The 15,058-nt window shown below is 37.2% G+C and carries 7 protein-coding genes and 1 tRNA gene; 1 reads left to right on the plus strand and 7 read right to left on the minus strand.

Annotated elements, in window-relative coordinates:
- Positions 1–38: 38 nt before the first annotated feature.
- The 3 genes from ACU5DF_RS03340 to ACU5DF_RS03350 all read right to left on the minus strand — a co-directional run bounded on the left by ACU5DF_RS03340 (position 39) and on the right by ACU5DF_RS03350 (position 7,899).
- Entirely contained in the window at positions 39–1,295 is a 1,257-nt protein-coding gene (locus tag ACU5DF_RS03340) for a DEAD/DEAH box helicase (protein ID WP_446711763.1), read from the minus strand.
- Positions 1,296–1,419: 124 nt separating this feature from the next.
- Positions 1,420–4,590 (minus strand): HD domain-containing phosphohydrolase, encoded by a 3,171-nt coding sequence (locus ACU5DF_RS03345; RefSeq protein WP_446711764.1) that lies wholly within the window; start codon positions 4,588–4,590, stop codon positions 1,420–1,422.
- Positions 4,591–4,728: 138 nt separating this feature from the next.
- A complete protein-coding gene (locus ACU5DF_RS03350; protein ID WP_446711765.1) occupies positions 4,729–7,899 on the minus strand; it encodes an HD domain-containing phosphohydrolase in 3,171 nt (1,056 codons plus the stop codon).
- Positions 7,900–8,186: 287 nt separating this feature from the next.
- Here ACU5DF_RS03350 and ACU5DF_RS03355 point away from each other — a divergent pair.
- Positions 8,187–8,277, plus strand: a tRNA-Ser gene (locus ACU5DF_RS03355).
- Between the two features lie 202 nt (positions 8,278–8,479).
- Here the strand turns inward: ACU5DF_RS03355 and ACU5DF_RS03360 are convergent.
- From ACU5DF_RS03360 to ACU5DF_RS03375, 4 genes are all read right to left on the minus strand, one after another.
- Positions 8,480–10,348 (minus strand): GmrSD restriction endonuclease domain-containing protein, encoded by a 1,869-nt coding sequence (locus tag ACU5DF_RS03360; RefSeq protein WP_446711766.1) that lies wholly within the window; start codon positions 10,346–10,348, stop codon positions 8,480–8,482.
- A complete protein-coding gene (locus ACU5DF_RS03365) occupies positions 10,341–11,666 on the minus strand; it encodes a DUF262 domain-containing protein (RefSeq protein ID WP_446711767.1) in 1,326 nt (441 codons plus the stop codon). Before ACU5DF_RS03365 ends, ACU5DF_RS03360 begins: the two co-directional genes overlap by 8 nt.
- A 90-nt stretch (positions 11,667–11,756) precedes the next feature.
- Positions 11,757–13,505, minus strand: coding sequence for a restriction endonuclease subunit S (locus ACU5DF_RS03370; RefSeq protein ID WP_446711768.1), 1,749 nt, complete (start codon positions 13,503–13,505; stop codon positions 11,757–11,759).
- Complete coding sequence (locus ACU5DF_RS03375) at positions 13,505–15,001, minus strand: N-6 DNA methylase (protein ID WP_446711769.1); 1,497 nt, start codon at positions 14,999–15,001, stop codon at positions 13,505–13,507. Before ACU5DF_RS03375 ends, ACU5DF_RS03370 begins: the two co-directional genes overlap by 1 nt.
- Positions 15,002–15,058: the final 57 nt, after the last annotated feature.

The following is a 15,058-nucleotide window of genomic DNA, read 5'->3' on the forward strand; positions in this document are numbered from 1 at the left end:
CGAGCCATTTGGCATCTATTTACGAATATTGGTATTAATTAACGCTTATTTTTACCACGGTTTGCATGAACTTTCATTTTTGCTTTCATTTTGCGTTTATCAGAAGAACGACCTCGACTTTGTCTAGGACGATCATCTCTCACTTGCGCATTTGGATCTGGTTCATAACCTTTCAACCACTCTTGGGGTAATCGTGAATCCAATAATGTTTCAATCGCTTTTAACAAGTACTCTTCATCTATACTCATTAATGAAATCGCTTTACCCGTATTCCCAGCACGACCAGTACGTCCAATACGGTGAACATAGTCTTCAGCTTTAAATGGCAATTCATAATTGATAACGCATTCTAATTGCTCAATATCAAGACCACGAGCAGCAACATCAGTAGCAATCAACGCACGGACTTTACCAGTTTTAAACTCTTCCAATGCACGTAGGCGCGCCCCTTGGCTCTTATCTCCATTAATAGAAGCGGCTTTAATACCATCTTTTTTCAGCTCTTTAACTAGATCATCAGAGCCTTGCTTCGTTTTAGTAAACACAAGAACTTGTTGCCAGTTACGTGAACCGATTAAATAAGCTAGTAATTCACTTTTACGATGCTTATCTACTGGATACACCATTTGCTCAACCGTATCTGCCGTACTATTTGTCGGTGTAACTTGAACTTCTTTTGGTTTATGTAACATATAGTAAGCAATTTCTCTTACTTTCTTGCTAAATGTCGCTGAGAAAAATAACGTTTGATGCTCTGCTGGCATTTTGCGCAAGATTTTTTTTATATCAGGGATAAAACCCATATCTAACATACGATCAGCTTCATCTAGTACCAAGTATTTAGCTTGATTTAGAGTGATCGTATCTATATGCACAAGATCTAATAATCGGCCTGGTGTTGCCACTAAAATATCAGCGCCACCCACTAAATTTTCTTTTTGCACATTAATGCTGGTACCACCATAAGCCACCACCACTTTCAACTCTGTATTTTTGGTATAGCTTACTAAACTATCAAAAACTTGCTGTGCTAATTCTCGTGTTGGTGTCAAAATTAAACTGCGAATAACTTTTGAATTAGCGCTACGCTGTTGTTGATTTTCAAGTAGACGTTGAATTAGAGGTAAGCCAAATGCGGCTGTTTTACCGGTACCTGTTTGTGCTCCTGCAAGTACATCATGCCCTTCTAATACGAGAGGTATAGCTTGTTCTTGAACAGCAGTCGCTTCTTTAAAACCCAACTCTGAAACGGTTTTAAGAAGTTGCTCAGATAACCCTAATGACGCAAATGACATGACGAACCTTTAAGTACTAAAATTTTTGCTGATTGTAGCAAATTAGTATTGGTTCCCCTAGTGGTAAGTTTCCTTACAGAACCCTCCACTAGGCATACCTATGTATTTCTTTCGTCCCTACAACTTAATCAATCATTAATGCTGCAATATCTACTTCGTCAATTTGCTCTGATTTTAAGTATTCCTTGGCGTAAGTTAGATAAGTTTTACTTTGTAAAAACAGATTAAAGACATTTTTATCGATATGTTCATCTAACGCCATATTACGCATAATTTTTAAAGATAAACTTATTGGTTTTGCTTTTTTATATGGTCTATCAGCAGCAGTTAAGGCTTCAAAAATATCAGAAAGCACCAAGATCCGTTCTGGTAGCGATAAATCATCTGCAGACAGTTTTCTTGGATAGCCTGTTCCCTTTAATGTTTCATGGTGAGTAGATGCATATCGCGGTACTCGTTGTAACTCAGGAGGGAAAGGAAGGCTATCAAGCATTTTAATAGTACTAATCATATGCTCATTAATTTTGAAACGGTCTTCGTTAGTTAAGGTACCGCGAGATATACATAAGTTATATATTTCCCCTAGGTTATACTGATGCTCAGGTACATCCATTTTAATACCAAACTTAGAGTCAATAACAAAATCGCGTTCTCGCTTAATAATATGCTCAGGCTTATCAGATAAAAGACTCTCTTTCATTGGATACTCTTGAGTAATGTTATTCAGTTTCAACTCTTCGATTGGAGATAAACCTAATGTATTATCAAAGTATCGATCCCACTGAATATTTGCAATATCACGAATTCGTTTCTGGTGCTCTTCACTCATGAATTCACCACCGACATTCGCTATTGCGACAAAGTTAAAGTCATCTTTTAACTTTTTCTGGATCTCATCTCGCTCAATACCCCAACGTTCTTGATTGTTTGGCTCTTCAGCCATTAATTTGTAATATGATATATCTGCATCACGCCATAATACTTCAAATCGCATACGGATCTCATGAATACGATTGTAATTTGTTTCTAATTTCGAACCTTTATCTACGATATGCTCAGGCGTTGTGATTTTTCCACAATCATGAAGCCAAGCTGCAATCCTAAACTCACGACGTTCATCATTATTTAAAAATTTAAATGATTTTATTCCATCAAGTTCAGATTCATGCGCAGCATTAGCTAACATCATAGCTAATTCAGGTACTCGGTTACAATGTCCAGCGGTGTACGGCGATTTATCATCGATTGCTTGTGCAATTAGTTGAATAAACGCTTCTACAAACTCTTCTTGCGTTTTTTCATGTTGTTTTAAGTCTTGTGCCATAGAAGCAATTGAAGCAGAAAGCTCCCAAACCTCTTTAATACGACTATCCACCTGCTTAACTTCATCATATTTTCTATTTTTTATTTTAATTGTTTCTTCTTCTAATTGACGAATAGGATTAACTATTGGAGCCCCAAATTTCCATGCTAAAGGTAATAACCCTCCCATTAAAACCATCGTAATTATTATAGATAGATATATCTTTTCAGTTACCTTTGAATAAATCAATTTCGATGGAATTACTACAGCAAAAAATTCATTATTATTAAGTTGACTAACAAAGAAATATTTTTCCTTACCATTAACTTCACGTTTAACCAACTTATTTTGTAGTGTTGATGCGTGGGCTAATTCAAACAATGCGAGATATGGAACAACGGTATCATTGTTACTTACTGATATTTCATCGATATTATACCATTTGTTTTCAAGTCTTTTTCTTTGCTCTAACGTAATACTCTCTATCGCTCTATTTATAATATTAACAATTTCAGTATCTTCTTGCTTCATCATTAAATGGAATACAGGAGAATACTCACCATCAAACCCTTCTATACCCTGATGTATTTTTAATCCCTCGATAAAATACTGCTTAATAGCATGCTGAATAATTAATGAAGGTTCAATAGCAGCAAATACTTTTCCTATATTAACCGCATACAATAATTCCTTTACTGTTGGATAAGTAACAATATCTATCTGGGGAAACTGTTTTTTAAGCATGGGAATAATGCTCCAGCCTTCCAACATTGCAATTTTTTTATCTTTTAATTCATCTATATTCTTAATATTATTAACACTTTCCTTAGTTACAATTGCAAATGGTAATTCATACAATGGCACACTCACTTGTTGAGTCGCTTCTCTCTCTTTAGTTTTCAATACTGAATGAAGTATGTCTAAGCTACCATCGTGATACCTTTCAACTAAATTAGACCAAGAGAATCCATTAATATATTCGAATTGTAATCCTGTTTTTTCAGAAATTATATTCATAAGGTCAATCGCATAACCTTGAGGCTTACCCGCAACGGTAAAATCAATTGGCCCCCATGACAATTGATTAGAAACCTTTAGTGAACGGCTTTTTTCTACTGTATTTTTTTCATTATCCGTTAATGTTAATGGCTCTATGTTTAACAGGGGTGAATATTGAGCAAGACCTTGATTAGAGGCTATAATATCGCCAGTTCTTTTATAAATAAATGCTTCTTGCTGAGTTTCACTAGCCTTACCTAATGATGAATTTAACATTGCATAAGAAATTGATGACAATACAATATCGACACCTAATACCTTATTTCTTTGTGGTATTTTAATTGAATACGTTTGTCCGGTTATCTTTAAATGTTGAAATAAATAAGGAGCAGACTTATATGCGTGGCCTTCTCCTGCTGATGAAAACCAAGGTCTCTGTGTCGGATAATAATTACTTTGTGATTCTTTCTTATAACGAAGTTTGAAGTCCTCTAGATAAAAATAATCATGCCTAACTCGTTTATCACCATCATTAAAGATTTTAATTAATACCCATCGGTCTCTATGTGTTGCTTCTATTTTTTCTCTTACAATAGAAGACGATTCCAAATTGATTAACTGATAAAAATCATCATTCTCTGAAGCAAAATACAAACTATAAAAGTGAGGGTTACTTTTCATGGCTTCTGCAAGAATTAAACGAATGTCTTCTTCAGATTTTTCGCCCTTAAACACGCTTGAGCTGCCCATTTGAGCCAATAAACGTGTCGTCGATATCGCATCTTGGTCTATATTTTGGATGTAACGGCTGACAGTCTTTGACATTGAAGAATAAGTAGTTAATGCATTCTCCGTTGCTATTTGCTTACTAAAATAAAACTGAAAACCAATTGCTATAGCCGCTGTTAATAACGTTGCGATAACAAACAAGCCACCTACAGTAAAGCGTATTGATACTCGCTTAGTATTAAAATCCTTTTTCTTACTCTTCATTATCATCCTAATAATATTTCCTAGCCACTAAACTATTAGTAGCACATCATACTCTAATATACCACAGTCTTAATTTATTTCGCAAAATAAGACTTATAGGCAATAAAAATCCATCCAATAAAATTTTTTATTCCGTCGTTAATCAACCATTAATGCTGCTATATCTACTTCATCAATTTGCTCTGATTGTAAATACGTTTCAGCGTAAACCAAATACGCTCCACTTTCTAAAAATAAATTAAACACTTCTTTATCGACATGATCATCAAGTACCATATTACGTATAATCTTGAGCGCTAAACTGATCGTTTTAGCTTTTTTATATGGTCGATCTGCTGCAGTGAGTGCCTCAAAAATATCAGATAGAACCAAGATACGCTCTGGAATAGAAAGGTCTTTCGCCATGAGTCTCCTTGGGTACCCCGTTCCTTTTAAAGTCTCATGGTGAGTAGAAGCATAGCGAGGCACGCGAGCTAGTTCCTGCGGAAATGGTAAGCTTTCTAACATTTTAATAGTGCTGATCATATGCTCATTAATTTTAAAGCGATCTTCAGGAGTCAAGGTACCACGCTTTATTGTTAAGTTATAAATCTCACCTAAATTATAAAGGCACTCAGGGACTTCCATTTTAATTCCAAACTTAGGGTCAATCATAAAATCACGCTCACGATTAATAATATGATTCGATTTATCACTTAGTAAGTACTCTTGTACTGGCAACGTTTCGTTATCACGTACTACTGATAAATCTTCAAGTGGAGATAAACCCACTTTATCATCAAAATAACGAGCCCACTTTTTCTCTGCTATTTGATGAATTCGAGCAATTTTATCATCACTCATGCATTCAGAGCCTACATTCGCCGCAGCTACAAATAAGAAATCGTCTTGTAGTTCATTTTGTGTTGACTCTAACTTAATTTTTAGTTTCGCCTTATCATTAGGATCAATAGATAACGCTTTCAAATATTTAATCTCTGCGTCTCTCCATAGCACTTCAAATCGCATACGTACTTCATGGATCCGATTATAATTGGCTTCCAATTTTGTTCCTTTATCAACAATATGCTCTGGTGTTGTAATTTTTCCACAGTCATGCAACCAAGCTGCAATTCTAAACTCTCGTCGTTCATCATCATTTTTAAATTTAAATGATTTAAATGCTTCGCTCGTTGACTCTTCTGCTGCTGAAACTAACAACATTCCTAATTCAGGAACACGATTACAATGTCCTGCGGTATAAGGGGATTTATCATCGATAGCTTGCGCGATTAGCTGAATAAAAGCCTCAACAAACTCTTCTTGCGCTTTTTCATACTTTTTAAGATCTTGAGCCATTAGAACCATAGATAATGACAATTCCCACACTTCTTTAATGCGAGTATCAACCTGCTGTACATTATCATAATCACGCGCTTTTATTTTTAGTGTTTGAGCCTCAAGTAAGCTTATAGGATTAACAATAGGGGAGCTAAAAATCCAAGCTAAAGGCGATAACATAGCCATTAAAAGTATGGTCACCGCTATCGAAAAATATATTTTTTGATTCACCTGATCAAAGACTAATTCACGAGGGATTACCACAGAGAACCACTCCCCCTTATTTAATTCCGATACAAAAAAATACTTCTCTTGACCATTAACACGGCGTTGAATTAAATGATTTTGAAGCTCAGGAGTCTTCGCAAGATCAATTAAAGGAAGATATGGAACAACATTATCTTCATCACTTCCTTTTTTATCACTGACATTATGCCATTTATCTATAAGTTGCTGCTTTTGTTCTTCTGAAATATTGGCTATGGCTTTATTCATTAAATTAATGATTGCAGCATCTTTTTTCTTCATCATGATATGAAACATAGGTACATTTTTATCATAAAAACCTTTCACATTATCCTGAAGTTGTAGCCCCTTAATAAAATATTGTTTCATTATATATTCGGCAATTAACCCTGTTTCAATAGCCGCATCGACTTCTCCATTAACTACTGCATTAAGTGAGTCTTTAATACTAGGATAAGGAATAACTTTCATATTTGGATAACGATCTTCAAGTGTCTTGATTATTCCCCAACCGGCTAAAATACCGATTTTTTTATTACTTAATTCATCAATATGTTGAATTTTAGGCTGGTTATCCTTGCTTAAGATCGTAAAAGGTAATTCATATAATGGTTGGCTCAATATTTGAGTCCGAGAGCGCTCTTTAGTCGCAACCACTGAATGAAGCACATCTATTTCTCCCTCATTATATTTTTCGACTAATTCAAGCCAAGAAAAGCCATTAATGTAATTGAATTTTAGCCCTGTCATGGATGAGATCATATTCAATAAGTCAATAGCGAAACCTTGAGGCTTCCCTGAGGCCATATAATCAACAGGTCCCCAATCTGCTTGATTCGATACTTTTAAAGCTCTTGTTTCATTAACTAACTGCTTCTCACCTGCTGTTAGTCTCATTAAGGGTATTTCTGTCATTTGGCTATCAAGACGTTGAGCACGATTTGATGCAATAGCTTCACCAGTACTCTTATAAATAAAGGCTTCTTGCTCTGTTTCTTCAGCCTTTCCTAATGAAGAATTACTTAAGGCATCTGAAATCGAAGATAAGACTATATCTAATCCCAAAACTTTATCACTATTGGGAATATGAATTGAATACGTTTGACCTGGTGTTTTTATATGGTGAAATAGATAAGGCTCTGTTTTAAGAGGTTTTTTATGGCCCGCGGTTGAATACCATGGTCGTTTCGTTGGATAATAGTTACTCATAGCTTCTTTTTTTAATCGAAGCGTAAAATCATCTTTAAAATAATATTGATGCTTAATACGTTGATCATCTTTTGTGAATACTTTAATAACTACCCAACGATCTTCTGGTGTAGCATTTATGTTTTTACGTACAATTGAAGATGATTCTAAGTTGAGTAATTGAAAGAAATTATCTTCAGGATCAGCAATATAGATACTATAAAAGTTGGAATGGTGTCTCATTGCTTCTGAAAATATTTGCAGTACTTCCGTTTCATTACTTACTAAATCGAAATTTCCCTTCCCACCAATTTTGGCAAGCAGCGAAGTTGTCGCTATAGCATCATCATCTATATTTTGAATAAAGCGTCTAACGGTTTGAGACATCTCTGCATACTGAGATAAAGTACTCTCTTTTGCTATCTCCTTACTAAAGTAACATTGAAAGCTAATCGCGATAAAGGCAGTCAATAATGTAGCTAAAATAAATAAGCCACCTACCGTAAATCGAATGGAAATCAGTCTAGCGCCAAAAGCGTTTACTCTATGCTTCATTCTATTTCCTTATGAGAACCAGAATCGTCCATTAACGAAACTACAACGATTCAATATGTTAGCTACATTTGAGTATAGTCGAAGAATTAAGGTTATTTTTAGAAATTTAAATTTCACAACAAGTGTAAACAGAGCGTTAATTTTATTGATATTTAGTAAGTAAAACTTTCCACCTCAAAATAATACGTATAAAAAACAAACATGCAGAATAAAAAATCGCCAAACGGACTTTTATTGCATTTTTATACTTTACACTAACGATGAATATACGTATTATTCACGGCATTGGAGGGATGGCTGAGTGGTCGAAAGCACCGATCTTGAAAACCGGCAACCGTTAATAGCGGTTCTAGGGTTCAAATCCCTATCCCTCCACCACATTCTAAGCCCTAGCAGAAATGCTGGGGCTTTTTTATTTTTGGGGCGGTATTAAGTCATCACATAGGATTGACTGAGACAATGCACCTTTTTCGTGCCCCAAGCTCGAGATAGTTTTACTTTGCGCGATACTGTTCGCCTACAGTTCAATAAGTGCGGACTACAAGTTCTCTACAATCACAAACAACTACAGCCCATCATCCTATGACGATAATCGTTGATATAGTACATTCAACATCTCTGTTTCGTGATGCTCAATATTACCCATACCAGCTGAAGTTCTTCCCCATTCTTGATAACTCATCATGAAGATTTGTTTTACACTTTCACTCTCTTTTTTATACTCAAAATACGTTTTTTTATCGGCAGGAGAATAATTGCTCAACTTGGAATTGGTGCTTGGTATTATTAAACATAAATTGCCAAAACGATCGACGAGATCCATCACTTCCTCTCCCCACGGATTGGTTTGTGGGAAATAATGCTCTACAGAAGTACGGTATGAGAATTGAAAATGTTCCGCACGTTTTCTGACATACCTTATATCCACACCACTTCCTTCGCCAAATGACTTATCATCACGCAACGCTTTCCACAGCAAGTAATCTAGGCGGTTAAATACAAAGTTTTTAACGGCAGTACCTTCATTAAGTGCTTCTTTGTTATCTTTATAATCTTCAAAGAAATATTCATCAGATAATGATTCTAATTGATTAATGTATAAATCTGCATCAATGCTCTGGCTATGATTATACTGAACAGTTAATGCCTTTAACGCAGCATTCAACCATCGTTTATATACCAAAGTAGGGTAAGAAACATGAAACATAGAAAGCAACATTTTCAATTGCTCCCCTTTTACCGAATCTTCAAATGAATTCACGTAACTAAAGGTAAGTGTTTTTTGATTACGATACGGTTTTAGCGTACTTAAACTCCAGCTCTCTTCATTTTCACGCTTAATAATATAGCGATCAAATAACATTCTTATTTTAAGTAAATCAACAATAAAGTCTTCTGCTGTAATGCTCTTACGGCTGATAGCACCATCAAAGGCTTTTAATAATTGCTTATCATCTAACGACACCTCTTCACTTGGCGCAACAATTTTTAGTACATGGAGTAAGAAGTTAGAAAAATTAATCACAGAGCCAAATGCACTGACTTTGCCTTCATTTTTCTCTGTTTTATTCAGCTCTGAGTAAAATTTACACCCTTTAATGATCGACGCTAAAGTATGCTTTTCCTCTTTCTTTTCTGAGGTTTTTTGCATGTTTTCACATAACACCTCAAACTTCGTAGGTAGCTGATTCCAATCAGATGAAAACACGTGATCACGGTATGCCGTTGAAACTCCAAGCTGAACATAACGAGTCATGTCTGCACAGGCATCCCAAATGGTTGCAAAGGCAAACTTCTTACTGCCATCAGCATCATTCGCTAATTCATTCATTAAGCGCGCTTTGAGTACTTCATGCTTTTCAAGTTGCTCGCCGCGATTATTCATAATTTCAAAGTAATGATTAAGATCGGTCTCTTTTGGTACCACCACTCGTAAAATCTGAACCTGATCTAATAGATACACACTGAATGTGTTTACATTTTCAGGCTGAATCGTGCTAACAATATATCGCTTTACAATATTGTAGGCTGAACGGATGGTGCTCTCTTCTGCTTCATCACTCTTATTATTAAATAGATTATCTAATGTGTGCGAGGATTTAGGACGACTATCAAACCCCAAGTTTAGATGGTCAATGGCATCAAGTGTGACTGAAAATTCATTTTTTAATACCGAAAGTATAATGCTAAGCGTGGTATGACGTTGCTGACCATCAATGGTTTCGAACAAATGAGGTTCACGTTGATCCGCCACTAAGCTGCCAATGTAATAAGCACTCTTTTTTTCGGTTGATTTCTTCGCTTCGTCCCAAATATCTTGCAGAAATTGCTCAATTTCAGCCTCACCCCATGCGTAATTACGTTGATAAATGGGAATGATATAGTGGTCTTGTTTGAATAATTCAGCCACCGACAAAGGGGTAATGCATTCTTTATTTTTATTAGTCATGGATGTGCCCTAGCTCTTTAAATTTGTCTTCTAATGATTCCACTTTTGTCGCGATCACTTTATTCAGCGGCGTAATCGAAAACGACAAAACATCATGAGGGTGCAACGCCTTTTTGATGGTACGAATTAAACTGTACTTTTCTGTTGCACAATTATCGATGGATTCAATCACCACACGCGATAAACTAAGGCGAACACGATAACTCCAGAAAAAGCACTTCCATGCCACTTGCTCTAACTCTGCATCACCAAACTTATCGTAATAATACATCACCGCACATTGGAACAGATTACGCACATAATGATCCCCCACTCTGTGTCGCCCGCCATAGTTGTTAAGCAATGCTTTCACCTCGGCGAGTTCGGGTTTATCTTCAATAAATAACTCTTTGTAAATTTGGGTGTAATGCTCGATGTATTCAAAGAATCGCTGTCCGTTGATCATCACTTGGTCAACCATAAAAGGATAACGGCGCTGCTGTTGATCCCATCCTCTTTGGCTGTCGCTGTTGTAGCTATCAACCAAATAGCTCATGGCTCTTAGTGGCTCGGCATAACGGTAAGTGGCATCTGATAAATTCACGCCCTTAAATACATCAATATGATGACGGGTGAAATATTTGCCTGATTCTCCATCACTCCAACGACGCAATCGAAACAACATATCACTCATAATGAAAGAGAGATTAGGCGTGGCATCATCAGGGCTAACCGCTTGCTCCCAACTGGCAACGGACGTCATTCTTTGCTGCTCGGTATTATGCTCCATCTCTCGCAGGTGAAAGGCTTTCAATAAATCGTATGGGGCTAAGGATTTGCCTCTCGCATTTTGGGAATCAAAAAACTGAAACGCTTCATTAAGATCATCCAACTGAACGTAAATTAGCTCACATTGGGTGAATACAAATTTAGCCAATGCGTGACGTGTCGAGCTATCCAGTTGCTTTAATCGGCTTTCAATAATGGCGGCATTGTGCTCTATGTTTTTAAGACTAATAGGAGATCCAAACGAATGCTCTAATAGGGTTAGAGATAATGACGCTTGGTCTTCTTCATTTAAAAAATGGCATAGTAAGGTTAAGGTGAGTAAACGTTGCTGCCCATCTACAATGCTGTATTGGTTTTTAGTCTCTTCATCATCATGAAACACCACAGTGCCTAGACGATAATGCGTTTTGTGGCGATGGTGAATAACATCATCAAGCAGTTGGTTTACGTGTTTCGCACTCCATTTGTAAGGGCGTTGATAATCGGGAATGCTTAATGGAAGTGCCAGTATCTTTTGTACTGATAACACTGCCATATTTTTAATAGCCATGTAAATTTACCTTTGTCGTTCTTATTTTATGTAAGGGTCTAGTCTAGATAGCACAACGCCAATCATGTGTGATGATTGGCGTTGGTTGGTTTAAAGCGCTTTGTCTATGATGGCGTCAGTGAGGTGTAGTTGAGTGGTTTGAGACTCTTTTAAGCGAGTTTTGAGTTGCTCACATATTTTAAAAAACGTATTGACTTTACATACAATTTTATCTTGCTCTTCTTTTGGTGGCAGAGCAACAATCAAGTTATTTATCTGCACTCTTGATACATTCTTCATAGAGCTACTTGTTCCCCCTGCAACTTCTGCATAGTAGTTTCGAGCAAAACCTGAATTATTAAACAAGTTAATATAATTAACCTCCAACGTTTCAGAAAAACGGAAGCGAATAATCTTGTCACTCATCATGAGCTTTTTAGGTGAACTAGGCGGGACAACAACAGCTTTGGCAACAAGTGCAGCTGTATTCGCTCTTGAAATCAAAAAGTCACCTGCTTTAACTTCAATTTGAGCTCTAGGTTCTAGTGAATTTGGTAACTCTTTATTTTCATCGGGATTATAAACACCCCATGTAACCGCACTAACCTTTAATACGCCCCACTTTCCAGCTTCTCTTGGTGTGCCTAAACATTTCGGACTCCAACCAGACTCCGAATTTAACGACAAATCAGCCACTCTACACCACTCCCACCCACTCGGCAGGTCAAACGGTTTCTCATCCTCAGTGATCTCTGGCAGTGCTTTTTGCTTCTTAATCTTCTTATCTTTGATTAATTGTGCTTTTTCTTCTGTAATTCGCTCTAACAGCTTCACCGCAGGTTCGTCATTTGGATCTTGTGGTACCAGCTTTCCCATTACAGCCAATTGCAGAATAGTTTGCTTTAATGTATCGATGCTTTTTTCTGTGGTAAACAAGGTATCAAAATGCTCACTGATACGCTGCCAGTTTTGCATTAACTCTTGTGCATTAGCACTTAATGTTAGTGTGTTTAATAACACCTCAACCAAGGTTTGATGTACTTCAATACTGGTTTCTGTTTGTTGCTCAAGTTGGTCGCAGAGTGACATAAGTTCGTCGACTTTTGCGACAATGCGGTGTTGTTCGCTTAATGATAAGCAGGGAACTAGTTTATGTTCGATATCTTTCTTGCTAAACCCATCCTGAGCCGATCTTGAAATTCCACCAAAATATGACTGCCCTAATGGGCTCTTAAGTAACAAATGTATAAACTCAGGTAAATAGGCTTCTAAATCATTATGAATTTTAATCAACGCTACATTATATGCCCCATCCTTTCCCCAAAAGACTTTTCCGACAGATGCTCCATATCGCCCAACCATAACATCCTGCTCTGTACAGAATTTAGAGGCTTTTTCTTTAGGGATATAAACAGGTTGTGGTTTCGGTCCTAAATCTCGAATTTGAATTAATTGGACATAACCCTCTTTTTTATTATCAGAAAAAAAACTTTTTGGAGGCTGCCCACCCCCACTAAAATCTAACAGATTAATGAAATGAGTCCACTCCCAACCAATAGGCAACTTTGATGATTCATTAGTCAAAATTTCTGGAAGTTCCTTTAGCGCCTTAATCTTCTTCTCTTTCACCAACTGCGCTTTTTCTTCCGCAATTCGCTCAAGCAAAACAGACGCAGGCTCATCCGTTGGATCTTGAGGCACTAACTTACCACGCACTGCTAACTCTAAAATCAGCTCACGCAGCTTTTTAATGCCATACAGCTCTATCTTCTTACTTGAACCACGACCAGAGGCTGATTTGGTTTTTACCGTCGATGTCCATACATCAATATTGTCAATTATTAAATGTTCAACAGACATTACTTATCCTCGCCTGTTGTGTTTGATGCCAATGCAGCGCCTAGAATATCTTTAAGCTGATTACGAAGCTGTGTGATCTCTTGTTGTTGCTGTTGGTAAGTTGCCAATAGCTCTTCTGGATCATGGCTTACTACTTCACCTTGATATGGATTTTTAATATCTAAGTTAAAGTTACGCTCAATGATCTCATCAATTGATACTTTCCATGCTTGGTTGTTCTCAGCACGGCTTGCAAAACCATCGGCTTCGTTGCCCCACCAATCTAGCTCGGTTTGGAACTCTTCAAACTTCATTGGTTTGGTTTTACTGTAGTTTTTCACGCCTGCTGGGTACGGATGCTCGTAGAACCACACATCCTTAGTTGGTGTGCCTTTAGTGAAAAACAGAATATTGGTTTTAATGCCTGTGTATGGGTTAAATACCCCATTAGGTAAACGCACGATGGTATGAAGGTTACACTCTTCGGTTAGCATTTTTTTGATTTTGGTTTTTACGCCTTCACCAAATAATGTGCCATCAGGCAGAACCACCGCAGCTCGGCCACCTTGTTTGCCATTTACAGGCGCAGCAAGCACTTCAATGATAAGTTGTAAGAACAGATCCGCCGTTTCACGGGTTTGCATTTCAGATGGGAAGTTCTTTTCTATTCCATCTTCTTCTGTGCCACCGAACGGAGGGTTAGTTACAATAACGTCAATCTCGTCATCCCAACTTGAAAGCGGTTTGTTTAGGGTATTACCGTGTTTGATTTGCACTGGTACTTCAATGCCATGCAGCATCATGTTGGTAGTACACAGTAAGTGCGGCAGTTGTTTTTTCTCTACCCCATGAATTTGCTTTTGCAGCGTTTCGTGATCGGTTGAGGTGTTTACGTAGTTCTCTTTTACATGATCAAACGAACACGCTAAGAAACCACCTGTACCACAAGCTGGGTCCATAATGGATTCACCCAATTTAGGATCAGCGACTTTTACAATAAACTTAGTAATCGCACGAGGGGTATAGAACTCGCCCGAATTACCTGCGCTTTGTAGATCTTTTAGAATTTGCTCGTAAATATCACCAAACAGATGGCGCTCACTAGAGTCTGTAAAATCAATTTCATTCAGTTTGTTGATCACTTGACGTAGTAACGTACCGTTCTTCATGTAGTTAAACGCATCGCTGAATGCTGATTTCACCACATAACCACGAGGATTAAGGTTGATTGGTGCTGTTAGGTTTTTAAGTTGCGGGAACAGTTTGTCGTTAACAAATTCAAGCAGTTCATCACCTGTGATGCCTTCGGCATTTTGCGCCCAATTACGCCATAAAAAGGCTTCTGGAATTGGCTCACGGTAGTCGTCCATTTCTAGCTCTAACTCTTCTTCTTGTACATCAAACACTTTTAAGAAAAGTAACCATGACATTTGCCCAAGACGCTGTGCATCGCCATCGATACCGGCATCTTTACGCATAATGTCTTGAATGGATTTAATAACTGAACTGATTGACATGTTTTTCTACTTTTAACTAACTGAAAATTGTAGAAGATTATAACGTAATTCGGAAGT

The organism is Aliivibrio wodanis (assembly GCF_052920805.1).

Coding starts and splice junctions, on each gene's coding strand:
- ACU5DF_RS03365 (WP_446711767.1), bottom strand. CDS start 11,666: ATGGCTATTAAAAATATGGCAGTGTTATCAGTACAAAAGATACTGGCA.
- ACU5DF_RS03350 (WP_446711765.1), bottom strand. CDS start 7,899: ATGAAGCATAGAGTAAACGCTTTTGGCGCTAGACTGATTTCCATTCGA.
- ACU5DF_RS03345 (WP_446711764.1), bottom strand. CDS start 4,590: ATGAAGAGTAAGAAAAAGGATTTTAATACTAAGCGAGTATCAATACGC.
- ACU5DF_RS03340 (WP_446711763.1), bottom strand. CDS start 1,295: ATGTCATTTGCGTCATTAGGGTTATCTGAGCAACTTCTTAAAACCGTT.
- ACU5DF_RS03375 (WP_446711769.1), bottom strand. CDS start 15,001: ATGTCAATCAGTTCAGTTATTAAATCCATTCAAGACATTATGCGTAAA.
- ACU5DF_RS03370 (WP_446711768.1), bottom strand. CDS start 13,505: ATGTCTGTTGAACATTTAATAATTGACAATATTGATGTATGGACATCG.
- ACU5DF_RS03360 (WP_446711766.1), bottom strand. CDS start 10,348: ATGACTAATAAAAATAAAGAATGCATTACCCCTTTGTCGGTGGCTGAA.